This is a genomic window from Arthrobacter sp. Soil_C_60, assembly GCF_057656375.1.
Genome location: NZ_JBDGKM010000002.1, coordinates 123,533 through 147,215 on the forward strand (window position 1 = coordinate 123,533; position 23,683 = coordinate 147,215).

The following is a 23,683-nucleotide window of genomic DNA, read 5'->3' on the forward strand; positions in this document are numbered from 1 at the left end:
GTCACAACCAGACCTGCATCCTTGTCACAGTCGCATAAACCGCCTCCGCAGTCCCTACGGAAGGCGCGGCCTACGGCAGCCGGTGCAACGATTGAACTGCAGGAGGGGCGGCCGATGACGATCGAGCCACCTCCGTTGTCGGGCTGGACGGCGGTGCCTACGTTGGAGCCATAAGGGTGCCGGCCAACCGGCACCCACCACCACATCCGAGGGGTGACCATGATGGGACGAAGGAACAGGGCAGCCCTGCTGCTCTCGGCCGCAGCGCTGGGTACGGCCATGCTGACGGGCTGCGCTAATGAAACCCCGGTCCAGGAAGCCGAGGAAGAGGGACCTGCCGCGGCGGCCAAAATCCTGGGCGAATCCGTGACCGTGGAATCCGAAGTTGAAGAAGTGGTCGGGCCGAACGTTTTCATCGTCGGTGAAGACACCATGGTCCTGGCCGCCGGCATGACGGAAAACCTGGAGGAAGGCGACGACGTACGGGTCAGCGGCACCGTCCAAAGCTTCCTCCTGAGCGACGTCGAACCACGGCTGGGCATCGACCTGAACGACGACGAGACGGAGCGTGTGGTCGAATTCGAGCAGGAGCTGGTTGTCGTCGCCGACGAGGTCCAGGAAACTTAGCCAGCCAAGGTGATGATGGGCAGGTCGCCGTCCGTTTCGATGGCATCTCCTCCGCCGTTCCTGCTGTGGTACCCGGTGGAGAAGTGCCTGACCGTGTGGACGGCGGCACCGGCTGAATGCAGCGCGGACGCAACCAGATCCCGCTCGTTGTCCGTGTTCTCTGCGATCTTATGGGTGATCTGGAAGGTGAACAGGGACAGCCCCACCCGACGGTCGAATGTGGCTGCGCCCACCAGATCCACCTTGAAGCCGCCGGGCAGCCGCCATCCCGGCGGACACTTCCAGAACCGGACATGGTGGCGTTCCGCCGGGCTGCCTGCTACCTCCCGTTCAAACACCAGCGTTTGCTTGTGCCCGAAAACAAACAACGGGCTGACGGGCGCAGCCGGATAGCTGCGCCGCAACAGGGAGGCCCGGACAATATGCCAGCCCGTTCGCCAGGTCAGCGGATCCGCTTCCGCCCACCCGGCGGACAGCATGGCGGTCCGTAGCTGCGCGGCAGTGCCGATGACCGCCAGGTTCACCGGATCACCGAGCAAGCCGTCCGCGGTGCGTGTCCGGCCGATGAAATAGCTGGGCACGTAGATCCTCGTCAGTAACCGGTTCAGTCGTGGCAACAGCACGTAAGCCGCCAGCACCCAGATGGGCAGGAACAGCCAAAACCGGCGCCCGCCGTCGTCAATTTCCTCAAGCAGCAGTTCGTAAACAGCCCATCCTGCCAGCGCAGTGGAGAGGAAAAAGAACAACCGCTGCAGCCAGAGCAGGGCAGTTGCCTCTATCCGGCGGTACCAGCGCAGGTCTGAAATCAGGTGGTTCGGTTCCCGGTCCCCGCGCTGCGTATTCATCGTCCGGTCAGCGCGGCTGGCCTTCGACCAGTGCCTTGAGCCGCTGGAGGCTTTGGGCCATGCCTGCGTGCATGACCGCCCGCCGGTTCTTGTTTTCCTTGCTGCCGGACTCGATGATCCACCAGCCGATCCGTGTGATCGGACGCACCACTTCGTAGAATTCGGTCACCCGGGTTCCTGATCCTTCCGGCTCGAACCGGTAGCGCCAGACCAGGGTCCCGGCGAACGGTTCGGTCCGGGCGAACGCGAACTCCCGGCCCGGCTCCGCCGTGGTAATCACCGGTTTATTGTGCCAACTGGCCCGGCCGACGGTGTTGCGGGCCTTGAACCTCGCACCGACCTTGGGTCCTGAGGCGCCGTCAAGCCAGACGCATTCGGCCACCTCCGGGCTGTATTCAGGTGTCCTGGTGACGTCCGCGACGATGGCGTACACGGCCTCGGGCGCAGCGTCGATATAGGTGGTGAGCTCGTCCCGATCCAAGGTCTGCACGGCAAAGCTCCTCCATTGAACTTCCGCACCCCGGACGGGGCACTAGTGAAGTTCAGCATCCGCCTGCCGGGCGGTGCGGTCAAGGATTCCGGCAGCACAAAGCGGTGGCCCCGGCCCAATGCCCGGAACCGCCGCCTGGTGTTGCCGCTGGGTGCTGCCGAGTCCTGCGAGGGACTCTTACAGCGTGCCCTTGAGCATCCCTGGCTTCACGCCGTTGTTCGTGAAGCGCGTGCCGGCGTAGTAGTACAGGGCGCCCGTCGGCCGGGTGGCCAGCAGATCCGGCTTGTTGTCCGTGCCGGCGTCTCCGGGCCCGAAAATCCGGTTGTACTGGGACCAGCCGCTGTTGCCGATCTTGCGTTCCGCCGCGAACCAACCGCCCGAGGAAGCGGCTGTGCGTCCGGCCAGCAGCCACAGTGTGCCGTCAGACTTGCGGGCCGTCAGGTCGCCGGTGCCGCCGTCGTCGTAATCGCCGACGGCGGTGAGGTGGTCGTATTTGTTCCAGCCGGTTGCGATCCGGCTGCGCGCGGAAACCTTGCCCGTGCCGGTGCCCGGATAGAGCCACGCCGTGCCGTCCGGGCGCACGCCGATCAGGTCCTTCTTGCCGTCCCGGTTCACGTCGCCGGCGCCCAGCAGCGTGTTGAACTGGTTCCAGCCGCTGGCGCCGATGCGGATCCGGGGCATGTAGCCTTCGCTGATGGAGTTGACCCGGCCGGTGCCCTTGTAGAGCCACAGCGAGCCGTCGGACTCGCGGGCCAGCAGGTCGTTGGCGCCGTCCCGGTTGAAGTCGCCCACGCCGACCAGCGCGGTATAGATCTGCCAGCCGGTGCCGATGCGTACCGCGGCGGCGTGCCCGCCCCTGCCGTTGCCGGCGGCGAACCACAGCGTGCCGTTGGACTTGCTGGCCACCAGGTCGGCCCTGCCGTCGCCGTTGAAATCGCCCGGCGTTGCCACCAGGTTGTAGGCGTTCCAGCCCGTTCCGGCGGCCACGCGCGGCAGCATGCCGGAGGTGTCCTGCATCTGGGTGCCGGCGTAGAAACGCAGCGACTTGTCGGGGTAGATGCCCAGCAGGTCCGGCTTCCTGTCGCCGTTGTTGTCGCCCGCGCCGAGGACCTGGCTGAACTTCTGCCAGCCGCCGGAGCCGACCTTCTGCGGCACGCCGAACGAGGCATTCATGGCCGCCTTGCGCCCGGTCCCCCGGTACAGCCATAGCGTGCCGTCGGACTTGACCGCGAGGACGTCGGCCTTGCCGTCGCCGGAGTAGTCGCCCGGAGCGGCGAGCTTGGTGTACTGCCAGCCCGAGGCCACCTGGACCCGGGAGCCGGTCTTCCCTGTGCCCAGGCCGGGGTAGAACCACACCTTCCCGTCCGCGCCCGTGGCCAGCACGTCCGCCCGGCGGTCACCGTTCAGATCGCCGGCGGCGATGACCTCGGTGAACTGGTTCCAGCCGCTCGAGCCGACCTTGACCCTGGGCTTGAAGGCCTGGCTTCCGCCGGCGCCGGTGCCCCGGTAGAGCCAGAGCGAGCCGTCCCGGTGGCGGGCCAGCAGATCAGGGTAAGCATCGCCGTCGTAATTCCCTGCGCCGATCAGCTTGTTGTAGATGTACCAGCCGCCGCCGACCTTCACGGCCTTGCCGTAGCCACCGGCCCCGTTCCCCGGGTAGTACCAGAGGGTGCCGTCGGTGCGGCGGGAGACCATGTCGGTTTTGCCGTCGCGGTTCAAGTCGCCGGGGACCGCGCTGGTGACCGTGTAGTCGCCGGCCGGCTTCGGTGCCACGGCGGGTGCCGGGGCGCTCACGCCGTTGGGATACTTGGCGAAGGCGACGAGCTGTGCCTGCGTGCCGCGCCAGACATTGGAGTCGCCCAGGAACGGGCCGGATTCGCTGTACTGCCAGATGTCGTAGCGGGTCCAGCCGGCGGGCAGCCACGGGTAGGTGACGTTGCCGGTGGAGAAATGCGCGATGTGCAGCGGGTGGTCCTTGAAGGCGCTGCTGTAGCCCAGGCACTGGTTCCACCAGCTGCCGTTGGTGTAGATCGCCGGGACGCGGCCGGTCCGGGCCTTGATCTGGTTCGAGAAGTCGCGCACCCAGTTGACCAGCTGCGAGGGGCTCATGTTGTAGCAGGTGTTGCCCAGCTCCGGGTACGGGTTGAACTCGATGTCCAGCAGCGGCGGGAGCGTCTTTCCGTCGGCGGACCAGCCGCCGCCGTTGTTGACGAAGTAGTCCGCCTGGGCCTTGCCGCTGGTGACGTTGGGAATGGCGAAGTGGTACGCGCCGCGGATCATGCCCACCTTGTAGGAGCCGGAGTACTGGCTGCCGAAGCTCGGGTTCTTGTAGCTGGTCGCCTCGGTTGCCTTCACGTAGGCGAAGCGGGCGCCGAGGTTCCACTCGGTCTGCCAGTTCACGCTCGGCTGCCAGCCGGAGACGTCCATGCCCTGGATGCCCGGCGCACGCCAGTGGTTGCGGTTGGTGGCCGCGGCGATGGTGACGGCTGCCGTCCGCTCGATTTCGAGGACGTCGAGCGTTTCGGCGAGCTCCTCCTGCGCATCTTCCTGTTGGAGTTCGGCTTCGCGTTCCTGGCGCATCTCCAGGCCCTTGCCCATCTCGGCGCCGTGTTCGCCCTGCAGCTTCTCGAGCAGCGCGAGCTTCTGCGCCTGGGTCAGCTTGTCCACGTCCACTTCGACTGGGATGTCCTCCGCCGGGGCGCCCGCATCGTCGGCGGGTTGGGTGGCGGTCTGCACCGGCTCGGGGACCTCCGGCGCTTCAGTGGCCGGCGCATCTGACAGCTCATCGGCGGGATCGGCGGCGGGTTTTTCCCCCGGTGCGGCGTCTTCCACCGGTTCCGCGGACTCGAGCACGTCCGGCAGCGTTTGTGGTTCCGCCAACCCGGCGTCAACCGACGACGGCGGCGCCTGGGTTTCGGTTGGTTCCGTCACCGTGACGGCCGGAGCGGGGAGGGATTCGGCCGCGGCTGCCGGCTGCATGATGAGCACTCCGGCAACGCTGATGGTCAGGGCAGTGGCGCCGGAGACAGCGCGCTGCCAGGCCTTCCGCGCGGTCAATCGTTTATATATGGGGCCGCAGGAAGGCGGGCGCGAATGAACTATGTTCACAGGTAACTCCAGATAACGAGACTTGGTGCACCGCCCCAATCCGAGACACGCGGCGCCGAATAAGAGTAACCGATTCACCACGTGCTTGGGTTACGGTTTGGTCACGCTCGCGCGCCTCACTGGCGCCCGGAAGTGTTGTGGCTTGTCAGGGGCTGCAAGGTATTTCCAAGGTGACCCAAGTAACTTTTCACCTGACCACTGCAACCTATGCCGGTCGCCGGCTGAAAGACAGGTTCATGAGCTACGCGACACACACCTTGGCTTATCCGCGCCGCCGCGACATCCGCCTCGGTACCGCCGATCCCGTTCCGCCCACGGCAATGATGGCCGCTGTCCCGCTGGTCAAGGTACCCTCCGGCGCCCCGCTGCCGATGCGCCGGGACCTGCGGACGGGCCCGCGGCTGCGGCAGGTCCGGACAATTACGGCAGCATTCGCCGTCGCCGCGTGTGCAGGGGCCCTTTGGTTGCTGCTGGGCCGGTAGCTGCCGGCCGCGGAAATGTCCTGGCCCCGGGCTAGGCTGGGGTGAATCAGGCAGTTGGGGGAAACAAATGCCGCATAGCCGTGGGGATGGACCGTACCCTCCGCCCGCCGAAAACGTCAGCCGCAGGATCACCGGTACACCGGAGACCCTGCGCCGTTCCGCGTCTGGCCGCATCCCGCAATGGGCGCTGGACGAGGCCCTCGGTCAGGCACCCGCTCCGGCGGGCTGGCGAACTCCCCCGGTTCCCGCTACTTCCCCGGCTTCCCGGCGCAATCAACGCCGCGCCCGGCGCCGCAGGAACCAGAGCGGCCTCCACCGGAACCGCCGGTACCCTCTCTGGCTGACCACCGCGGTGTCCATCACTGTTGTCGGCGCCCTGCTGCTTGCCCCGACGATGGGGAGCCGCGTGCTCAACGCCCTACCGGGGTTTTTAGCGGCAGCCGAGATGCCGCCGTCGGGCGTTGAAGCTGCGGATGCGCCGCTGGGCACGCCGCCGGCCGCCACCGGCTCGGACCAGTACCGGTTCCTGGAATTCGACGGGCTGGACCAGCCCTTCGTCGCCTTCGACCCCTGCCGGCCGATCCACTATGTTGTCCGCGCGGAGGGCGCGCCGGCTGGCGGAGCGGAAATGATCGAGGAGGCCGTCGGCATTGTCTCCGAGGCTTCCGGACTGCAGTTCATTAACGACGGCGAAACCACCGAAGCGCCTCAGGCCCGCCGACCGAAGTACCAGCCGGACCGCTATGGTGAGCGCTGGGCGCCGGTGCTCATTGCCTGGTCAACGCCTGCGGACAATCCGGATCTGGACGGCGACACCATCGGCCTGGGCGGCAGCTCCCCGGTTGGCCTCGAGGGCGAAACGATGGTTTATGTCACCGGGCAGGTGGAGCTGGACGGCCCGCAGATGCGCGAGGTGCTGCAGTACCCCGGCGGCTGGGAAGGTGCGCGGTCCGTCGTCGTGCATGAACTGGGCCATGTCCTGGGGCTGGACCATGTGGATGATCCGGGCCAGCTGATGTACGCGGGAGGCAACTCCCAGACGCAACTCGCCGACGGGGACCGCGCCGGCCTCGCCCTCCTCGGGCAGGGCGAGTGCGTCCCCGAGCTTTGACGCACGAACCTGTGCGCCTGGGAACCTCGGCAGCAGGCGCCGAGGTTCAGTCCGTTTCCGGACCTTCGCAGTAGGGGCAGCGGCCGGAGCCGAAACCGCAGGCGTCCGGAAACGAGTCTGCGGCAATGCCGTTGTTTGAATCGAGGGTGATCTCGGTCGGTTTGTCTTCCAGAACAGTGTGGGTCATTGCTAGTCCTTAATGCGGCTTCTCATCCTGCAGCCGGGAGGGTCAGATGCGGTGCCACGGCAGGGTTTGCTGCCGTGGCACCGTTCGGTTCCAGGACTTCAGGGCAAGAGGTCGGTCGAGGCCCTGGACCTGCACTCCCGGACGGAGTGCGGACCGGTCTTCCGGTTGAGGATTGCGGTCTTGGTCACAGACTATGGGAGGCAGTGGCACTCCGTCAGTGTGCAAGTGCATAGCATCGGGGAGGAGTCTATGTGCTGCTGGCAAGGACATTTCCTCCCCCTCGCCGGGTGCGGAAGGGACGGATAAAATGGCGGAACAAGTGGCACAGTGCGCTCCGGCTCAGCGGAACCAAGCCTACTTAGGCGACCTCCCCAAATTCCCGCTCTTTTGTCGCATCGGACTTCCCCATCATGAAAACCCTGTCACGCGCTTTGGCTGCGGCCGGAGCCGCCGCACTCCTGACCGCCTTTTCCGTCGCCGCGCCCGCGAGCGCAGCCGGCACCATCACCGCTCCCGACGAGGGCGAACTTCTCGGTGACGGCGCGGCTGTCACCTTGTCCATTACCTACTCGTGCGACACCGGGCAGAATGCGAACGTCTTCGCCGAAATCGCCCAAGCCATCGATGATGACCGTGTCGCCACCGGCAACGGGTTCGCCGCTCCGGTCGACTGCACCGGCGCAGAGCAAAGCGTGGAGGTGTCCGTGCTGGCATCCGGCGGCTTCTTCGCGTTCACTGAAGGAACCGCCGTCGCCCGCATCTTCCTGGCCACCTGCACCGTGGGTGCCTGCGAGCAGGTGACTGCCACCGCGGAGCTGGAACTGGTGGATAATTAGCGCATGCTGAAGGGAATCTCGCCGAAGTCCCCGGTCTCGTAGAGCGGAGCCACTTCGCGCATGTACTCGGTCCACTGCGCCCCGGCGATGGTGGAGCCGTCCACATAGTCGCGAACCACGCCGTTGATCGGGACGTAGTTCAGCGACGAGTAGGACGTCCAGTTGCCTACCCAGGACGCGGTGGAAATGCCCTTGGTGTAGCCAACCGTCCAGGTCTGCTCGGAGAGGTCGGTGGTGCCGGTCTTGGCTGCGGCCGGCACCCCGATGGGCGAGATGTTACCCGGCATCTCCTGCACCAGGTCCTGCAGCGGCTTGCTGATGGCTGCCGCGACACCCGGTGCCAGAACCTGCTCGCACGCCGGTTCCGGGATCTCGTAGCTCTTGCCTTCGGAGTCGGTGACCTCGGTCAGGGCGATCGGTTCGCAGTACTCTCCCCCGCTGGCGAAGGCGGCGAACGCGGCGGCCATGGTCAGCGGGGAGACTTCCTGCCCGCCGATCACGAAGGACGGATTGTTCACGACCATCGGCTCACCGTCCACCGCACGGTGGACGCCCAGCTTGCTATACACATCACGGATTTCGCACAGGTCCAGCATGGCTGCCTGGGCCGCAGTCGCCGAGTTGACCGACGAGGTCAGCCCCTCGCTCACGGTCATCGGGCGGTCGTAGCCGGGCAGCGCGTTCTTGAAATCCCACTCGCTGAAGTACGCGGTAGCCGGCAGGCAGCTGGCCGTCCAGTTGTACCCGCCGGGATAGTAGGTGCGGCTGGCGTCCACCACGTCGCTCAACGCATTCCCGGCCTCGAGCCAGGCAACGGTGGTGAACGGCTTCACGGTGGAGCCCGGCTGGAAGCCGTACGGCGTTCCGCCCATATCCGGGTCCACGTTGAAGTTCAGCTCGGTGTTGCCCTCGCCTGCTTCGGGCGTGTAGTTGGTGTTCTGCGCCATTGCGAGGATCTTCCCGGTACCCGGTTCAACCGAGACCATGGCCGAGCCGGCGCCGGACGCGTCGCCCACGGGCACCTGCTCCTCGATCTGCTCCTGAGCTTCCTCCTGCAGCCGCGAATCCAGCGTGGTCTGGATCTTGAGGCCGCCGCGGGCCAGCAGCTTGGCGCGCTCTGCGGCATCTTCACCGAAGGCGTCGGACTGCATCACCAGGTTTTCCACGTAGTTGCAGAAGTAGGCGGCGGACTCAGCCCCCACGCAGCCCGACTGCACCGTTTGCAGGTCAATCTCCAGATCCGAGGCGACGGCGTCGTCGTACTCTTTCTGGGTGATCTTCCCGTTGCGCAGCATCGCCCCCAGCACCGTGTCCCGGCGCTCCTTGGTGGCCTCCGGATTGGTGACCGGGTTGAAGTAGTTCGGCGACTGCACCATGCCGGCGAGCATGGCGGACTGCGCGATGTTCAGCTCGGCGGCCGGAATCCCGAAGTAGGTCTGCGCGGCCGCCTCCACACCGTAGGTCTGGCCGCTGAACAGCACAATGTTCAGGTAGCCCTGCAGGATTTCCTCTTTCGAGTACTCCCGTTCGACGGCGATAGCCAGCTTGGCCTCCCGCAGTTTGTCCGTGATGTTCTTGGTGCCGCTGATGGTTAGCTCATCGACACTCTTTCCCGCTTCCACGCCGTTGTCGATCAGCACGTTGTTCACGTACTGCATGGTCAGGGTGGACGCTCCCTGCAGGCTGCCGCCGGCGAGGTTGCTGGCCGCGGCGCGCATGATGCCCTGCAGGTCCACCCCGTTGTGCTCGTAGTACCGCGTGTCCTCGATGGAGATGATGGCATCCTGCATGTGCTGCGACACCTCGTCCAGCGTCACGGGCACCCGGTTCTCCGCATAGAAGGTGGCAATGAGCTCGCCGTCCGCGGAATAGATGGTGGAAGGCTCATCCATGGGACTGGTCTCGAGATCGCTTGGCAGCTGGTCGAAAATGTCCACCGAAGTGTTGGCTCCCGCGGCGGCCACGGCGACGGACGGGACCAGGAGCCCGGCCGCCAGGACGCCGCACAGCACGCTCACCCCGAAGAAGAGGGCCAGTTTGCCCAGCTTCGTCGAGCTGTCCAGCAAAGGAGTCTTGTGAATGCGCATGGTTTTAACTGTAAGTTGCAACCCTGACCGTTTGCTTCGAGTAAGCAACCACTGTGAATTACAATCCGAGAACGACGACGGGACGCTCAGTCTGGGAGCAGGGCGGCAGTTTCGTTCGCCGCCTGCATCAGGCGGTTGCGCTCGGCGTCCTCCAACGAGGCCGCTTCGACAGCGCTGCGCAACTGGTCCAACTGCAGTGCGAGGGCGTCACGGTAGCGCCGGTCCTTGTCGCACCAGGCCACTTCCCGCAGCAGCTCGATCAGCCGCGCGGCCACCATCGGGTCCTTGGCGCCGTACAGACGCGGTTGGCTGACGGCCAGGTCCAGCAGCTCCTCGAGATCCGGCAGCGCAAGCACCACGCGGACCCGGCCGCCGTCGTCGTCGTCAGTCATCATGCGCGGTCCCGGATTCCGGTCCACCAGGGTGCACAGCAGGCTGGACAGGTGGCCCAGCACATGGATCGCCGTGGTCGGGTCGTTGATCCCCGGGGACAGCGCGCGGGCCGCCACGTCCACCAGCTGACGGAAGCCGAACGCCACATCCTGCACATTGGTGCGCTCGAAGCCGGTGGCCACCGCCTCGTTCACCAGCTTCTCCAGCTCCGCGGCTTCCTCGGCACCAGGTGCGCCGCCGGAACCGTCCTTCCAAGCGCAGGCAAAGGGCACGCCTTCGATCAGCGAGCTGCCCGGCTCCCGGTCGATCCGCACCACCGTCCCGGTCTCCCGCGCCGCCTGCAGCAGCGCTTCTTCGTCGATGCTCGTCAGGAATCCCGAGCGGGCGGAGAAGATGGGAATGCTGCCCGGACCCGGTTCGGGCTCCTGCGGTTGGGGCGGGGCGCCGGCGGGAAAGATCCGGTCAATGGTGACTTTGGTTTCCTCGTGCACGTTGCGCATCATCGTTTCCACCCGGATTTCGCGCGTCAGGTGCGCGAGGAACAGGACAAGTCCCATCACGCTGGCCAGCGACAGCACAAACGAGACGGTGACGGAGATTTCCGGGACGAACGGCCCGTCCTCGTCCTGCTGGGTCCGCACACTCCGCAGCACGGTCAGCGCGAAGACGAACGTGGCCAGGAACAAAGCAAGCGTCACGTGCACAAACCGGTCGCGCGTGAACGTGCGCAGCAGCCGCGGGGAGAACTGGCTGCTGGCCAGCTGCAGCGTGACCACCGTGAGGGAAAAGGTCAGCGAGGTAACCGTGATCAGGGACCCGGAAATAGCTTCCAGCACCGAACGCGCGGCCTCAGGCCCGCCGCCGAACAGCAGGGCCGTCACAGTCGGCGGCAGGTCGTCGTCGACAGCTGAATCGAGGCGGGGAAGGACAATGCCCAGAACTACCGAGAGAACGACGGCGACCGCCGGCACCGGCCAAAGCTGGGTCCGCAGGGCGTCCCGGATGCGTTCACTGCGCCTCTTCATGCCCTCATTCTGCCCCAGCCGGGGCTGTTGTCAGTCTCAGGGGCTCATATCCACATTGACTGCCATGATGTACGGTTCCTGGTCCCATGCGGCGTAAAGGGGGTCGTCGAGGTCCGCGCCGAGATCGTCTTCGACGTACGGCAGGTCCAGCACCGTGTGGACCACGCCTTTGACCTGCACAGGTTCGCCTGGCTCGAGGTCGGCCAGGTCGCCGTCGTAAATCACCAGCAATGGCTCAACAGCCGTATCCTCGGTGCCGGCGATCGTGAAGGCCTCCGGCGCCACCACCTTGTTCACGTCGGCCGAGACCGTGACGGTCTGGCCTTCGAGCGAGTCCAGTTCGTCAACGAACTTCTGGTCATACAGTCCCTCATAGGGGCCGCCGGGCACCGACGGGGACGCCGAGCGCGGCGCCTCGGCGCCCAAGGGATCGTCGGCAGCCTCTTGGACGTCCTCAACGTCGACCCCGCTCTCGGGTCCCGACGTTCCGCAGCCGGCCAGGCCAAGTGACGCGAAAACGAGGGCGCCCGGAAGCCCCAGGCGGACGATCCAGCTCCTGGATTTCTCACTCTTGGAATGATGAATCGACATGGTCCTGCTCCTTCGGTGTGCGGTTGATTGAGCTGCTTTCACCGTAGAAACACGCCGGAAGAGAGGTCAACGGACGTGACGGAACCGGGACCAGGGAACGCGCGGCGTTATCTCCCCGTTCTGCGTCCGCGCCAGGCCGGTTACGATCCGGTCAATTCCGTTGTCCGGATTGATCAGTGTGCTTATGTTGGGCATATACGTACCTGTTGGACGATCAGCGTTAGGACCCCATCATGAGAAAACCAGGCACCGCCCTGCGGCATCTGATCGCCGTGCTGGCGGCTCTCGCCATGGCCTTCACGCTCTCAAGCTGCGCAGAAACGGACGTGGAAGAAACGGACCCGGTGGCCAACGGGGTAAACGCGGACATTGGGCCCATGCAGGTGCGGAGCCTGCTGATCGTCGCCGCGGCCGAAGGCCAGCCGGGCCGCCTGCTGGGCACGCTCTCCAACACCGCCGACGAGCCCACCGAGGTCACCATCACGGATGCCAACAGTGAAGTGACGGTAACGGTGGACGGCGGCACCGATTACGGCTTCGACACCAACCCCCACCAGCTCCCGACTGTCGCCGAACCGCCGGGCTCGCGTTTGCCGGTCACCGTCACGGTCGGCTCCGAGAGCGCCGAACTGCTGGTCCCGGTCTTCGACGGCACCTTGGAACCCTACCGCCAGTACCTGCCGCCGGGCGCTCCGTCCCCCAACGCCTCGGAGACGGCCTCGGATCCGGCCTCTTAGACCGCCGTCGCCCTGACGCCCTGAGGAATATCTAAGCTGCCAGGGGCTCGAGCACCTGCAGCCGGCATTCGGAATGCAGCGGGTCGGACTTCTCCGGCAGGCAGCCGCGCTCTACCGCGGTCTGCAGATCCGCCAGTGCATCGGCACCGGCGTGGGCCTTGGACAGATCGACAACTATTTCCATGCCGGGCACCAGCGCGTTGGTGCGCCGGGCAATGGCATAGAGCGCCTTGAGGTTTTGAATCGTCACCGTTCCGCCCACCTGGATCCGCGCGGACTGCATCGTGGTGTCCAGGCGCACCAGCACCTTGAGTTTCCGACTGGCAGCGCCGGCGAATCCGGTCTGGCCTGCAGCATTGCGTTCTAGCTGTGTGGTTGTCATACCCGTCCTTCTGAGACTCTCCGGGGAACTGCTGATGGCTGCCGTGGACCGCCGATAGCCTAGGCGGTCCACGGCTGCATTTCCGTACTGGGGACCCGTGCGCCTTTGCTCGGGACCGGTACGGAATCGGGATTGCCACTTACGTGGTGCGGCCAGTCCCCCCTGCTGGCTCCCGATATGCACCTCCTACAGGCTCCCGTGCCCCGGCCATTGCCAATAGGGCCCAAAGTCCCGCCTTCGGGTCAGGCGTACCAGAACCACCCTGGCGGCTCCCAGTCCGAGGGCACATCATGGCCGCTGAATTGCCCGCATTTGAGGCAGCTGTAGCTGGCCTCGGCCGAGGTAAGACCTGTCCCGGGCTGCAGCCGGGGCGGGACAAACTCCTCGATAATCAAATACTGATCCGAGCGGCAGGTCTCGCAGAAGGGCAGTTCCGGCCCGGTCCCGATCGTGGGGACCGCTGTTGCCGTTTCGTCATCGTGCCAGGCGGGTAGAACCATAGGGGGTTTCCTCCGGTCTTGCTCAAGACTTGTGCCGGACGTCATTGTGCCGGCGCAGCAGCCGTCAGAAGCCGCATGACCAAGAGTCTGCCCTACAGACCTTGGAAAGAGGAGGGCCTTTCGTCCCCCAATTGTTATAAAGGTGCAAATCGCCCCTGATTGAACCATTCAGCACGTACGACGGCGGGTGGTTCCCACGTTCCGGACCTCTCTGTGGCAGTACGACGGCCTGATCCGCCGCCGTAAGAGCTTGACGGGTGTTGCCCCCGGCAACTTAGATAACAGTCCAGAGCTTTAGCGCAACAGCCGGGCTGCAGAGTACGAACATCGGTTGGGGGACGTATGAGAATTCCCGATACGCCGGCTGACGGCAGGGCCGGATGAAACACCTACTGGCAGCCGTGATGTCCGTCGCCGAAGATCTGAGCCTGGAAACTGTCCTGCGGCGGGTAGTGGAATCCGCGTGTCAATTGGTGGATGCCCAGTACGGAGCGCTGGGCGTTGCCGGTGAAGACGGCACCTCGCTGAGCCACTTCATTACGGTGGGTCTCGACGAGGAAGAACACCACCGCATCGGGGACCTGCCAACCGGGCACGGCGTACTCGGGCTGCTGCTGCGCGAACCCGTGGCGCTGCGGCTCAATCCGCTCAGCGGACACGCGGACGCCCATGGCTTTCCGCCCAACCATCCGCCGATGCAGTCATTCCTCGGGGTGCCAATCCGCGTCCGGGGCGCAGTCTTCGGCAGCCTGTACCTGACGGAGAAGAAGGGCGGCGGCAGCTTCACGGCCCGGGACGAGGAATTTGTCTCCACTCTTGCCGCGGCGGCAGGCGTGGCGATACAAAATGCCCGCTTGTTCGAAGCCTTGCGCCGCCGTGAGCAGTGGCTGCAGGCCTCGATGGAATTGAGCATGCGGTTGCCTTCAAAGTCGCAGGACCCGCGAGATCTGATCGTCGACCACGCGCTGGCACCGTCCGGGGCTGCCCTGGCGGTGTTCGCTACCCCGGCCCAGGACGGGATGATCGCCCGGTGCGAAGCTGCCGCGGGCGAGCGTGCGGGCGAAGTTGTCCGCCAGAGTGTCCCGGTCTCGCTCACCGTTCTACGCTCCGTGCTGGAGACCGGAAAGCCCGTGCTCTGCGAAGCGGCAGATCTGGTGGATCCCGAAAAAGCGGAGGGGCTGGGGGCCGCGCTGGTGGCCCGGCTGTCCCCGCGCGGCGGCGAACCCAGCCTGCTGGTGCTCTGCCGGGCGGCCGGGGCCGACGGTTTCCACCCCGTTGATCTGGATATGGCAGAGATCTTCTGCACGCATGCCTCGCTCACCATGGAGCTGGCGCAGGGCCAGCGGCTGCGTGAACAGCTGGTGCTCTTTGCCGACCGGGACCGGATTGCCCGGGATTTGCACGACGTCGTTATCCAGCGTTTGTTTGCCGCCGGTCTGAGCTTGCAAAGCTTGCGCCGCTACGCCATGGAGGACAGCGCCCAGGAGCGGATCTCCGACGTCACCCGGGAACTCGACGAAGCCATCCGCGAGCTGCGCGACACCATCTACTCCCTGCGTGCCGATGCCCAGGAGGAAGTCCTCAGCAGCAGGATTGTCCGGGCGGTACAGGATGGTACCCGCGCATCAGCCTTCACCCCCCGGCTCGAAATTTCCGGTCCCATCGATTCGGACGTGCCGGACAAGGTGGCCGAACACCTGCTGGCCGTCATCCGGGAAGGGCTCAGCAACGCGGTGCGGCATTCGGATGCCGACCATATCGAGGTCTCCGTGGCAGCTGTCGACAACCGCATCCGGCTGACCATCGAGGACAACGGCCGCGGCTTCGCCAATCCCCTGCGCCGCAGCGGCCTGGCCAACCTCGAGCAGCGTGCGGAGGAACTTCACGGCACGCTGGACATCAAGAGCGCTCCGGGCAAGGGCACAAGCGTGGTCTGGACGGCACCTCTGGCATAACCGCTCACGTGGACGCCAGCGGTCGTCCGGCGACCGCTACCCCGCCAGCTACTGCCCGGCCCCGTCCGGCTGCGCTTCGCCGGCGGCCTTGGCCACAAACACCGCCGCCTGTGTCCGGCGTTCGAACCCGAGCTTGGCCAGGATGGAGGACACGTAGTTCTTGACCGTCTTCTCGGCCAGGAACAGCTGGTCGCCGATCTGCCGGTTGGTCAGGCCCTCGCCGATCAGCGCCAGGATGCGCAGCTCCTGCGGGCTCAGCGCTTCCAGCCGCGGGTCCGCCGCCTCGGGCCGGGCCAGGCCCTGCAGGATCCGGGCCTTCAGATCCGGCTCGAAAAGCGACTCCCCGTTGGCGGCCTTGCGCAGCTCCGCCACGAGATCAGTCCCGACGATCTGCTTGAGCACGTAGCCCAGCGCTCCGGCGATGACCGCGCTGCGCAGGGAACGTTCGTCGTCGTAACTTGTCAGAATCACGCACCGCAGCGACGGATCCACCGAGAGCACGTCCCGGCAGACCTCGATCCCGGTGCCGTCCGGCAGCCGCGCATCGAGAATGGACACGTCCGGACGCAGGACGGGAATCAGGCCAGTTGCCTCCCGCGCCGAGCCTGCCTGGCCGATGACCTCGAAGCCCTCGCCCTCCAGCAGGTCCTGGAGCCCGCGCCTGACCAGCTCGTGGTCATCGAGAATAAAAACCCTGATGGTGCGATCCGCCGAATCCGGCTGACCGCGCGCTGCCTCGTCCACCTGTTCCCCAATCACGATGGCACCCCCATGTGCTCCGTCATACGGTCCGGTCCCCTAGTTCATTCTTACCGGATCCACCGGATTCTCCAAGTGGCGAAGCTCCTTCGGCCAAATGTGATCGAAACGCTATCTGGCTAGGGCATTTGAGGCGGGCGCGGCCCATAGGATGGAGAAAACACTCCCATCCGACGTCCGGCTTGCCCGGCTGAAAGTCGAGTTGATGAATCCCCCGGCTGAAAACGCCCCTTACCCCCGCCGGCGCGACATCCGCAGCGGTGCTGCCGATCCGGTACCCCCAACTGGCATGATCCCCGTAGTCCCCTTGCCCACCAAACTATCCGTACCGGCCCAGCCTGCCCTGCCCGCCCGCAAGGAACTGCGAACCGGAATGATCCAGATCGTCCCTCCCGCGCAAGGCCAGCCCTCCTCGGCAACGCGCTATGTACCGGCGCCAAAACCTGAAACAACGACGGCGGAGCCGGCCTCGCGCCGCAAACCGCTCTGGATCGCCGGCGGCGCGACCGTGGTGGTGGGGCTGGTCGCCGCGACGTTCCTCTTCTGGCTCTGACGCTCCTGGCGGCACCCCCTAGTTGCTAGGGCAGGGTCCGCCGGGGCCTGGACCTTCTCACGAAGCGCGCGATGGCCACGGCAGACAGCGTCGCCAGGATGGGGATGAGGACAAGCGGGCCGACTCCTGCCAGTCCGTTGCCGGCGGCCAGCAGACCCATCATGCCGATCCAGCAGAGCACTGCAGCGTAGGCTGCGACCACCGCAAGGCCGTTGAAGAAGCGGGGGTGGCTGGCCGGGTACCGGCCGAGTTTCGTCGTCGTACCGGACTGCCGGTGCTGCTGCCGCCCCGCAATCTTCCGGTGTTGGCCCTGCGGAGGCTTCCGGTGCCGCCCGTCTGCAGAAACGTCAACCGGCTCTCTCAGCCAGAGCCGCCAGGCTGCGTATAGCCCTGAACTGAACAGCACGGGGAAGAACAATAGGTGCGGTATCGCATAGACAAGTCCGGGCACAGTGAACAGCAGTGCGATGGCCCCGAACCAGCACAGGCCCACGCCGTACACGCCGATGACCAGAAGGGTTTTCTTGGCGCCCCGGCTGAGTGCCGGAAGCTTTACGGGGATGAGTTCCTGGCTGGACATATCCGCTCCGCTGCGAGACTGGGACGATCTGGAGTCATTCCATCACAGCACGGATAGCCCGCGTTGGCGAGACCTACTGGCCGCGGTTCTCGGACGCCCGGTCGGCGGCCAGGGCGGCGTCTTCTTCGGTCCGCAGGAGCCGGCCAAGGGTGGCCGCGAGCTCGGCGCGCTCCTCGTGGGCCAGGACCGCGAAGAACTTCTCGGCCTGCTCCAACTGCGCCGCACGAATGGCCTCGGACAGCTCGCGGCCGGCATCGGTCAGGGTGACAACGGTGGCACGGCGGTCGGCGGGGTCCGGCTGGCGCACACACCAGCCGCGCTCCTGCAGTCCGTCCACGACTTCGGTGGCGGAGCGCGGAACAATGTGAAGCCGTTCGGAGAGTTCCCCCAGCCGCAGCTGGCCGTGGCGCCTGAGCATGCCCAGCGCCCGTGACTGTGATGGGGCAACATCCCACGGCGCCAGCGCGTCCCGGGAGAGGTGCCGCAGCCGCCGGGCTACGGCCCAAAAAGAATCCAGCAGGTTTTCATCAGCCACGGGAATAGACTATCAGCGGAAGCGGTTGTACCCTCATAGTGAGGTTACCTCAGCAATTCTGCTGGTTCCTCAGTCATCAACCGGCCGTCCATCAGAACGGCCTGGCACCCCTCGAGAGAAACGGGGTGGTTCCCACGGAATCCATCAATACCATCAGCTTCGGCCCCGGCGGCGGCCGAGGCGGCGGACCGGGCCGCGCGCCCACTGCTACCGAACGCGACCAGGCGCAGCACGTTTCGCTGCGGCGCATCGCGGCGCTGTTCCGCCCCTACCGCTGGCAGCTCACGCTGGTCACCGCCATCATCATCGCGTCCTCCGTGGTCTCGATGGCCTCGCCCTTCCTGCTGCGCGCCGTCATCGACACCGCGCTGCCCGAGCAGGACGTCCGGCTGCTGGTTTTCCTGACCGCCGGCATGCTGGCCGTCGCCGTCATCACGGCCGCCTTCGGCGTGGTCCAGACCTGGATCAGCACCCGGATCGGGCAGCAGGTCATGCATCGTCTGCGCTCTGACGTGTTCGCGCACCTGCAGCGCCAGTCGATCGGCTTCTTCACCCGCACCCGCGGCGGCGAAGTGCAGTCCCGCATCACCAACGACATCGGCGGCATGCAGACGGTTGTCACCTCCACTGCCACGAGCATCGCGGCGAACCTGACCACGGTGGTGGCCACCGCCGTCGCCATGGTGGCCTTGTCCTGGCAGCTGAGCCTGATCTCGCTGCTGGTGATGCCACCGGCCGTGATCCTCACCCGCAAGGTCGCCACCATGCGGCGCGAAATCACCGCCCGCAAGCAGCGCGAGCTGGCGAACATGAACGTCACCATCGAAGAGTCTCTTTCCGTCAGCGGCATCCAGCTCAGCAAGACCCTGGGCACCGGACCGGCGCTGGCTGCCCGCTTCACCGAGTCCTCCGGGCGGCTCACGGACCTGGAACTGCGCTCCGAACTCGCAGGCCGCTGGCGGATGGCCACCATGAGCATCATTTTCGCGGCCGTGCCCGCCGTCATCTACCTCGCCGCAGGCCTGCCCGCCACCGCCGGGAACATGACCATCGGTACCGTGGTGGCGTTCACCGCACTGCAGAGCGGACTGTTCCGGCCCCTGATGGGACTGCTGAACGTCGGCATCACGCTGACCAGCTCGCTGGCCCTGTTCGCGCGCATCTTCGAGTACCTCGATTTGCCGGTGGAGATCAAGGGTCCGGCCTCCCCCGCCGTCGTTGTTCCTGCCGAGCTCAAGGGCCACGTCCGCTTCGAGGAAGTCAGCTTCAGCTACCCGGGCAGTGAACTTCCCGCGATCGACGGCGTCAGCCTGGACGTCCCGGCCGGCACCACCCTGGCGCTGGTGGGGCAGACCGGTTCGGGCAAGAGCACGCTCGCTTCCATGGCTGCCCGCCTGCACGATCCCGGTGCCGGCCGCATCACCATCGACGGCGTGGATATCCGCACCATGGCGCTGGCGGACCTGGCCTCCGTGGTCGGCATGGTCAGCCAGGACACCTACCTGCTGCACACCACCGTGCGCGAAAACCTGCGCTATGCCAAGCCGGACGCCACCGATGCACAGATCGAACAGGCCGCCCGCGACGCGCAGATCCACGAGCACATCATGGCGCTGCCGGACGGCTACGACACCATGGTGGGTTCCCGCGGCCATCGCTTCTCCGGCGGCGAAAAGCAGCGCATCGCGATCGCCCGGACGCTGCTGCGCAACCCGCAGGTGCTCATCCTCGACGAGGCCACCAGCGCGCTGGACACCCGGACCGAACGCGCCGTGCAGGAAGCCTTCGACCGGCTGGCGCAGGGCCGGACCACCATCACCATTGCGCACCGGCTCTCCACTGTCCGCAACGCTGACCAGATTGCAGTGCTCGACGGCGGACGGATCGTTGAGACCGGGACGCACCATACGCTGGTGGAAGAAAACGGCCGCTACGCCGCGCTGGCTGCCTGAACGGGCAGGGGCGAGGGGCTGCGGCATACTGGGACCATGAAGCAATTGCTGACCGTCCTCCTGATTGCGGCCATCGTCCTGCTGGTGCTGGGCATCGCCGTCCAGGCCGTGAAGTTCCTGCTCTACGTTGGCCTGGCCGTGCTGGTGATCTCCGGCGCCGTCCTGCTGCTCACCCGCGAACAGGACTAACGGCGGGGCCCGCATCACGGTCGAGGGCTTGTCCTTGTCACCGCATGGCTCCGGTGGGAATCTAGAAGAAATCCCGTTGAAAGGACACGGCCATGGCTGAGCAGCACAAGAGGCTTCCGTTCGACCCCCGTAGGTCCCCCGGCGAACTGCTGGAACCGCTCCGCCGCCTGTTCGATACGGAAATGGAATCCTCTTCCGGCATCCGGGTCGAGGAGTTCGTGGACGGGCAGACCATGGTGGTGCGCGCCGAACTGCCGGGCATCGACCCGGACCAGGACGTGGACGTTTCCGTGTCGGACGGCGTCCTGCACATCAGGGCCGAGCGCAGGGAACAGACCGAGCACCGGGACAAGGACACTTACCGCTCGGAGTTCAGGTACGGCTCGTTCACCCGCGATGTCACGCTGCCGGATGGCGTGAACCCGGATGACATCAACGCCACCTACCGCGACGGCGTACTGGAAGTCCGGACGCCGATGCCGCCCAAGCCGGCTGGAGCTCCGCCGCGCAGGGTGCAGATCAACCGCGGGTGAACAGACACTGCTACCGCATTTACTTGGAACGGGTCATACGAGGTTGCTTGCTCCGCTGGACCGCCATCACGCAGGTGAGTGAGCCCAAAACGCCCATCAGCGCCAGCATGAGCATGCCACCGAAGCCGCCGCTGGCCTCGATCAGCGCCCCGCTGACAATCGGCCCGATGGCAAAACCGCTGCCGATCATCAAGTTGGTGGTGTTCATGATCTGCCCACTGGCGGAGAGATCGGAGAGCGAGGAGAGCAGGTACGGGAGGATGAACGTCCAAGCGAATTTGAAGATGATGGCAGCGATAGCAAAGCGGACCAGGCCGGGAGCTCCGAAAAGCAGGACAACGCTGGCGGTCATCGCTACATAGCCGGCGATCAGATACATCCTCCGCCGCGGCGTATCGCCCAGGATGGTCGCGACCAGAGCCGAGACGATACCCGCCACCGTCGCGATGGAAAGCACAATGCTGCTGGCGGAGAGATCGATTCCGGCGCCGGCCGAAATCTGCGCCATGAAGGACCATACCCCGCTGAGCGCGATGTAGAACAGCAGCACCGCAGCCATGCCGATAATGAATTTATGCAACGGAACCTTTGCTCCGGCGGTAATTGCGACTGGTTCCGCATTCCGCAAGACTTCGCCGTCGATCCTGTTGACGACCAGCAAGCACAGGACGGCAAAACCGGCCAAAGTCCAGTAGATCGCTGCCACTCCGGCGTTCGCATAGAGGGCGGGGAAAACGGCCAGGATCAGCGCGCCCATGGCCAGCTGGAATACCACGAAAACGCCGAACGCGCGGCTGGGATTCGCTGTCTTGCCGCTGAGCGTCAGGATGATCACGGTAATGGAGCCCGCAGCCAGAGACGTAACAACGCGGGCCGCCATCAGCATGCCGAAGTCGTCCAGGAAGCCTGAGACGACGTTTCCGATAATGACGACGGCGGTGAACAGGTAGGTTGCCGTTCGTAGGTTGATTCGTTTCAGCCACAAATACGCGGGTACGGTAGCCAGGCTGAATGCCCCCAGTTCCAAGGAGAACAGGGTGCCTACCTGCACCGGAGTCAGCGCAAACTGTTCGATCAGCTTTCCGGCGATCACTGGTGCGATCAAAAGGACGGTATAGAGCACGGCGCTGTAGACCGCGATGTAAACATAGGTGCCGCGATCCGTAGCGGATGCCGCTCCCGGTGGTTTCAAAACTGTGGACATTGGGAACTTCTTTCGGGCAGGACGGATCACCCGGCCGCCTAGGCTGGCCGGGCTCCTCGTCGGTTCAGTTGGAGTGTCTTATCTGCGGAAAAGGCGCGCGGCGCCTGTCCGATCAGGAACTGGCTGCAGCGAAGTCCCCATCTGCAGGTTCCGTCAACGAGTCGGCGTCGAAGACCTTCCGCCCGGCAAACCACGTCTGCCGGGCAGAGATGTACCGCACCTTGTCGATATCGATGGCATGGGGGTTGTCACTGAGAAAAACGAAATCGGCAGATTTGCCCACGCTCAGGGAACCGGTTACGTCGTCCACACCCATCGCTTCGGCACAAGCGGTGGTGTACACGCGGATTGCTTCCTCCAAAGTAATGGCCTGCTCCGGCCAGAGGGTCCCGGGGAACTCGCCGGTTGGATCCTGACGCGTGACCAATCCATAAATGCCTTCCCAGGCATTCGGCGAAACGCTGACGGGCCAGTCCGAGCCGCCCGCCACGCGTGCGCCGGCGTCGATGAGCGAACGGTTCGGCTGCATCTTGGAGGCCCGTTCTGCTGGGAGCACCGTAGCGATGGCTTCGGAAATTACTCCGGGGAACCAGAGCGAGGGCGAGATATCGGCGGTAACGTCCAGCTCGGCGAAGCGGATTATGTCGTCGGGATGCACAAACTGGCCATGGGCGACATGGTATTTCGGGCTCGTGTAACCAGCCGCGCGCACCTTTTCGACGGCGTCAAGGACCATCCGTACGGAGGCATCACCGGTGCAATGGACTTTGGCGGATATGCCACGGGCCGCAGTCCGCAGCAACCATCCCTCCAGCTCGGACGGATCCATAGTCGTTCCGCCGCAATGGCAGTCAGGGAAACCGGCCGCCGGCAGGTACGGCTCGATGAAGGCCGCGGTGCCGGCGGGCGGTACGCCGTCCAAAAAGATCTTGATGAAGTCAGGCCTGTGGTGTTCGCTCCGCAGTTCCTGCCGGTGGGAGATGATCCCTTCCCCGAGCGGATGGGTGCCGAAGATGAAGTCATTGGCCTGCATCGACGTGACGACCCAAGCTTGTAGCTGCCCGGCAACGTCCAATTCCTTCAACGCCTGCATGAGTTGCAGCGATGCCGCCGCATCTTGGAAACCGGTAACACCATAGGAGTGGAGGATCTGGATTCCACGGGCGGCCGCCTTCGCCAGGTCCTCGGTGGACACCGGCTGCAGTTCTGCCAGGGTCTTTTCGACCAGCACGCCGCCGGCTTCAATCAAGACGCCGGTCGCGGCGCCTGTATCATCCCGCAGGATCTGGCCGCCATCTGGATCGGCCGTGCCTTCCGTAATTCCTGCCAGCAGCAATGCACGGGAGTTGGCCCAGCGGTTGTGCTTGCTATCGTCTTTGAGCAGTGCCGGTCTCCCACCTGTGGCTGCATCGAACCGGGCCAGCGCCTCCACGGTGTTCATCTGGGCTAAGAGGCCGGATCCCCAGCTACCGCCCACTACCCACTCGTCTGGCCCCAGCCCGGCCGCGTATTCGCCGATCGCAGTCAGGAATTCATCCAGGCTCAGCGTCGGCGGAACATCCAGTTCGAACAGATCCATCTGGCCAGCGATCATGTGGTGATTATGAACGTCCAGCAGTCCCGGCATGACGTACGCGCCTTGAAGGTCAACGATCTCGGTCTCGGCGCCGCGCATTCTTTCGGCTTGGTCGCCAAGCGCGGCCACTTTTCCGTCCCTGATTCCAAGCGTTGAAACACGTGGTTGCCCAGCGTCCAAAGTGTCGATGACACCGTTGATGAGAAGTAAATCTGCGTAGATTCCCGACATGCTGCACCTTTCCTCTGCTGTGTTTCAATTCACACTAGGGGCCGCGGGGCGACATCGAGTTGTCTCTCGGTGCATGACTCTTGTTTTCTACCGCAGGAGAATTATGAAGAGCCTCCATAAGGAATCTGGGGGAACCACACGTGAACGCCGGTGGTTGGCCGAGCTGTAAGCACGCTGGGTAGTTGGGCAGAGCTGCCCGGTTAAGAAGCGAAGAC

24 protein-coding genes are annotated in these 23,683 nt (G+C 65.3%); 10 read left to right on the forward strand and 14 right to left on the reverse strand.

The window, feature by feature from the left end:
* The first annotated feature begins 219 nt into the window (after positions 1 to 219).
* The gene (locus AC3A4M_RS04325; RefSeq protein WP_498734182.1) at positions 220 to 627 is read left to right on the forward strand and encodes a hypothetical protein; all 408 of its coding nucleotides are present in this window, start codon (positions 220 to 222) and stop codon (positions 625 to 627) included.
* Here the strand turns inward: AC3A4M_RS04325 and AC3A4M_RS04330 are convergent.
* The 3 genes from AC3A4M_RS04330 to AC3A4M_RS04340 form a co-directional block, all read right to left on the reverse strand.
* Positions 624 to 1,472: an LssY C-terminal domain-containing protein gene (locus AC3A4M_RS04330; RefSeq protein ID WP_498734183.1), complete on the reverse strand. Its 849-nt coding sequence runs from the start codon at positions 1,470 to 1,472 to the stop codon at positions 624 to 626. The two genes, AC3A4M_RS04325 and AC3A4M_RS04330, sit on opposite strands and share 4 nt — an antisense overlap.
* A 7-nt stretch (positions 1,473 to 1,479) precedes the next feature.
* Positions 1,480 to 1,962 carry an SRPBCC family protein gene (locus AC3A4M_RS04335; protein ID WP_498734184.1) on the reverse strand — a complete coding sequence of 161 codons (483 nt, stop codon included), beginning with the start codon at positions 1,960 to 1,962 and terminating at the stop codon, positions 1,480 to 1,482.
* A gap of 177 nt (positions 1,963 to 2,139) precedes the next feature.
* Positions 2,140 to 5,019, reverse strand: coding sequence for a GH25 family lysozyme (locus tag AC3A4M_RS04340; RefSeq protein ID WP_498734185.1), 2,880 nt, complete (start codon positions 5,017 to 5,019; stop codon positions 2,140 to 2,142).
* A gap of 221 nt (positions 5,020 to 5,240) precedes the next feature.
* Here AC3A4M_RS04340 and AC3A4M_RS04345 point away from each other — a divergent pair, with 221 nt between their 5' ends.
* Positions 5,241 to 5,552 (forward strand): hypothetical protein, encoded by a 312-nt coding sequence (locus tag AC3A4M_RS04345; RefSeq protein ID WP_498734186.1) that lies wholly within the window; start codon positions 5,241 to 5,243, stop codon positions 5,550 to 5,552.
* Between the two features lie 67 nt (positions 5,553 to 5,619).
* Entirely contained in the window at positions 5,620 to 6,663 is a 1,044-nt protein-coding gene (locus AC3A4M_RS04350) for a matrixin family metalloprotease (RefSeq protein WP_498734187.1), read from the forward strand.
* Positions 6,664 to 6,709: 46 nt separating this feature from the next.
* On the opposite strand, the gene AC3A4M_RS04355 is transcribed toward AC3A4M_RS04350, so the two are convergent.
* Positions 6,710 to 6,850, reverse strand: coding sequence for a hypothetical protein (locus tag AC3A4M_RS04355; RefSeq protein ID WP_498734188.1), 141 nt, complete (start codon positions 6,848 to 6,850; stop codon positions 6,710 to 6,712).
* 410 nt (positions 6,851 to 7,260) lie between these two features.
* Here AC3A4M_RS04355 and AC3A4M_RS04360 point away from each other — a divergent pair, with 410 nt between their 5' ends.
* Positions 7,261 to 7,686, forward strand: a complete 426-nt coding sequence (locus AC3A4M_RS04360; RefSeq protein ID WP_498734189.1) for a hypothetical protein — start codon at positions 7,261 to 7,263, stop codon at positions 7,684 to 7,686.
* Here the strand turns inward: AC3A4M_RS04360 and AC3A4M_RS04365 are convergent.
* The 3 genes from AC3A4M_RS04365 to AC3A4M_RS04375 all read right to left on the reverse strand — a co-directional run bounded on the left by AC3A4M_RS04365 (position 7,683) and on the right by AC3A4M_RS04375 (position 11,782).
* Positions 7,683 to 9,773 carry a transglycosylase domain-containing protein gene (locus AC3A4M_RS04365; RefSeq protein WP_498734190.1) on the reverse strand — a complete coding sequence of 697 codons (2,091 nt, stop codon included), beginning with the start codon at positions 9,771 to 9,773 and terminating at the stop codon, positions 7,683 to 7,685. The genes AC3A4M_RS04360 and AC3A4M_RS04365 overlap by 4 nt on opposite strands.
* Positions 9,774 to 9,859: 86 nt before the next feature.
* Complete coding sequence (locus tag AC3A4M_RS04370) at positions 9,860 to 11,191, reverse strand: DUF2254 domain-containing protein (RefSeq protein WP_498734191.1); 1,332 nt, start codon at positions 11,189 to 11,191, stop codon at positions 9,860 to 9,862.
* 36 nt (positions 11,192 to 11,227) lie between these two features.
* Positions 11,228 to 11,782, reverse strand: coding sequence for a hypothetical protein (locus tag AC3A4M_RS04375; RefSeq protein WP_498734192.1), 555 nt, complete (start codon positions 11,780 to 11,782; stop codon positions 11,228 to 11,230).
* 233 nt (positions 11,783 to 12,015) lie between these two features.
* On the opposite strand from AC3A4M_RS04375, the gene AC3A4M_RS04380 reads away from it, so the two are divergent.
* Entirely contained in the window at positions 12,016 to 12,519 is a 504-nt protein-coding gene (locus AC3A4M_RS04380) for a hypothetical protein (RefSeq protein WP_498734193.1), read from the forward strand.
* A gap of 31 nt (positions 12,520 to 12,550) precedes the next feature.
* Here the strand turns inward: AC3A4M_RS04380 and AC3A4M_RS04385 are convergent, their stop codons facing one another.
* Both AC3A4M_RS04385 and AC3A4M_RS04390 read right to left on the reverse strand, forming a co-directional pair.
* The gene (locus AC3A4M_RS04385; RefSeq protein ID WP_498734194.1) at positions 12,551 to 12,901 is read right to left on the reverse strand and encodes a hypothetical protein; all 351 of its coding nucleotides are present in this window, start codon (positions 12,899 to 12,901) and stop codon (positions 12,551 to 12,553) included.
* Positions 12,902 to 13,143: 242 nt separating this feature from the next.
* The gene (locus tag AC3A4M_RS04390; RefSeq protein WP_498734195.1) at positions 13,144 to 13,401 is read right to left on the reverse strand and encodes a hypothetical protein; all 258 of its coding nucleotides are present in this window, start codon (positions 13,399 to 13,401) and stop codon (positions 13,144 to 13,146) included.
* A gap of 380 nt (positions 13,402 to 13,781) precedes the next feature.
* Here AC3A4M_RS04390 and AC3A4M_RS04395 point away from each other — a divergent pair, with 380 nt between their 5' ends.
* Positions 13,782 to 15,356, forward strand: coding sequence for a GAF domain-containing sensor histidine kinase (locus AC3A4M_RS04395; protein WP_498734196.1), 1,575 nt, complete (start codon positions 13,782 to 13,784; stop codon positions 15,354 to 15,356).
* A 48-nt stretch (positions 15,357 to 15,404) separates the two neighbouring features.
* Here AC3A4M_RS04395 and AC3A4M_RS04400 read toward each other — a convergent pair whose 3' ends face one another.
* A complete protein-coding gene (locus tag AC3A4M_RS04400) occupies positions 15,405 to 16,100 on the reverse strand; it encodes a response regulator (RefSeq protein ID WP_498734781.1) in 696 nt (231 codons plus the stop codon).
* Positions 16,101 to 16,320: 220 nt separating this feature from the next.
* On the opposite strand from AC3A4M_RS04400, the gene AC3A4M_RS04405 reads away from it, so the two are divergent.
* Positions 16,321 to 16,668 (forward strand): hypothetical protein, encoded by a 348-nt coding sequence (locus AC3A4M_RS04405; RefSeq protein WP_498734197.1) that lies wholly within the window; start codon positions 16,321 to 16,323, stop codon positions 16,666 to 16,668.
* A gap of 25 nt (positions 16,669 to 16,693) precedes the next feature.
* Here the strand turns inward: AC3A4M_RS04405 and AC3A4M_RS04410 are convergent, their stop codons facing one another.
* Both AC3A4M_RS04410 and AC3A4M_RS04415 read right to left on the reverse strand, forming a co-directional pair.
* The gene (locus AC3A4M_RS04410; RefSeq protein WP_498734198.1) at positions 16,694 to 17,248 is read right to left on the reverse strand and encodes a hypothetical protein; all 555 of its coding nucleotides are present in this window, start codon (positions 17,246 to 17,248) and stop codon (positions 16,694 to 16,696) included.
* A gap of 73 nt (positions 17,249 to 17,321) precedes the next feature.
* Complete coding sequence (locus tag AC3A4M_RS04415; RefSeq protein WP_498734199.1) at positions 17,322 to 17,783, reverse strand: MarR family winged helix-turn-helix transcriptional regulator; 462 nt, start codon at positions 17,781 to 17,783, stop codon at positions 17,322 to 17,324.
* Positions 17,784 to 17,908: 125 nt separating this feature from the next.
* On the opposite strand from AC3A4M_RS04415, the gene AC3A4M_RS04420 reads away from it, so the two are divergent.
* From AC3A4M_RS04420 to AC3A4M_RS04430, 3 genes are all read left to right on the forward strand, one after another.
* Entirely contained in the window at positions 17,909 to 19,735 is a 1,827-nt protein-coding gene (locus tag AC3A4M_RS04420) for an ABC transporter ATP-binding protein (RefSeq protein WP_498734200.1), read from the forward strand.
* Between the two features lie 36 nt (positions 19,736 to 19,771).
* Positions 19,772 to 19,924, forward strand: coding sequence for a hypothetical protein (locus AC3A4M_RS04425; RefSeq protein WP_498734201.1), 153 nt, complete (start codon positions 19,772 to 19,774; stop codon positions 19,922 to 19,924).
* Positions 19,925 to 20,016: 92 nt separating this feature from the next.
* Complete coding sequence (locus AC3A4M_RS04430) at positions 20,017 to 20,457, forward strand: Hsp20/alpha crystallin family protein (RefSeq protein WP_498734202.1); 441 nt, start codon at positions 20,017 to 20,019, stop codon at positions 20,455 to 20,457.
* Positions 20,458 to 20,476: 19 nt separating this feature from the next.
* Here AC3A4M_RS04430 and AC3A4M_RS04435 read toward each other — a convergent pair whose 3' ends face one another.
* Positions 20,477 to 21,661, reverse strand: a complete 1,185-nt coding sequence (locus AC3A4M_RS04435; protein WP_498734203.1) for an MFS transporter — start codon at positions 21,659 to 21,661, stop codon at positions 20,477 to 20,479.
* A 112-nt stretch (positions 21,662 to 21,773) separates the two neighbouring features.
* Positions 21,774 to 23,468 (reverse strand): amidohydrolase, encoded by a 1,695-nt coding sequence (locus AC3A4M_RS04440; protein ID WP_498734204.1) that lies wholly within the window; start codon positions 23,466 to 23,468, stop codon positions 21,774 to 21,776.
* Positions 23,469 to 23,683: the final 215 nt, after the last annotated feature.

Coding starts and splice junctions, on each gene's coding strand:
- AC3A4M_RS04390 (WP_498734195.1), bottom strand. CDS start 13,401: ATGGTTCTACCCGCCTGGCACGATGACGAAACGGCAACAGCGGTCCCC.
- AC3A4M_RS04440 (WP_498734204.1), bottom strand. CDS start 23,468: ATGTCGGGAATCTACGCAGATTTACTTCTCATCAACGGTGTCATCGAC.
- AC3A4M_RS04375 (WP_498734192.1), bottom strand. CDS start 11,782: ATGTCGATTCATCATTCCAAGAGTGAGAAATCCAGGAGCTGGATCGTC.
- AC3A4M_RS04360 (WP_498734189.1), top strand. CDS start 7,261: ATGAAAACCCTGTCACGCGCTTTGGCTGCGGCCGGAGCCGCCGCACTC.
- AC3A4M_RS04410 (WP_498734198.1), bottom strand. CDS start 17,248: ATGTCCAGCCAGGAACTCATCCCCGTAAAGCTTCCGGCACTCAGCCGG.
- AC3A4M_RS04405 (WP_498734197.1), top strand. CDS start 16,321: ATGAATCCCCCGGCTGAAAACGCCCCTTACCCCCGCCGGCGCGACATC.
- AC3A4M_RS04385 (WP_498734194.1), bottom strand. CDS start 12,901: ATGACAACCACACAGCTAGAACGCAATGCTGCAGGCCAGACCGGATTC.
- AC3A4M_RS04355 (WP_498734188.1), bottom strand. CDS start 6,850: ATGACCCACACTGTTCTGGAAGACAAACCGACCGAGATCACCCTCGAT.
- AC3A4M_RS04395 (WP_498734196.1), top strand. CDS start 13,782: ATGAAACACCTACTGGCAGCCGTGATGTCCGTCGCCGAAGATCTGAGC.
- AC3A4M_RS04325 (WP_498734182.1), top strand. CDS start 220: ATGATGGGACGAAGGAACAGGGCAGCCCTGCTGCTCTCGGCCGCAGCG.
- AC3A4M_RS04330 (WP_498734183.1), bottom strand. CDS start 1,472: ATGAATACGCAGCGCGGGGACCGGGAACCGAACCACCTGATTTCAGAC.
- AC3A4M_RS04365 (WP_498734190.1), bottom strand. CDS start 9,773: ATGCGCATTCACAAGACTCCTTTGCTGGACAGCTCGACGAAGCTGGGC.
- AC3A4M_RS04430 (WP_498734202.1), top strand. CDS start 20,017: ATGGCTGAGCAGCACAAGAGGCTTCCGTTCGACCCCCGTAGGTCCCCC.
- AC3A4M_RS04425 (WP_498734201.1), top strand. CDS start 19,772: ATGAAGCAATTGCTGACCGTCCTCCTGATTGCGGCCATCGTCCTGCTG.
- AC3A4M_RS04435 (WP_498734203.1), bottom strand. CDS start 21,661: ATGTCCACAGTTTTGAAACCACCGGGAGCGGCATCCGCTACGGATCGC.
- AC3A4M_RS04380 (WP_498734193.1), top strand. CDS start 12,016: ATGAGAAAACCAGGCACCGCCCTGCGGCATCTGATCGCCGTGCTGGCG.
- AC3A4M_RS04350 (WP_498734187.1), top strand. CDS start 5,620: ATGCCGCATAGCCGTGGGGATGGACCGTACCCTCCGCCCGCCGAAAAC.
- AC3A4M_RS04370 (WP_498734191.1), bottom strand. CDS start 11,191: ATGAAGAGGCGCAGTGAACGCATCCGGGACGCCCTGCGGACCCAGCTT.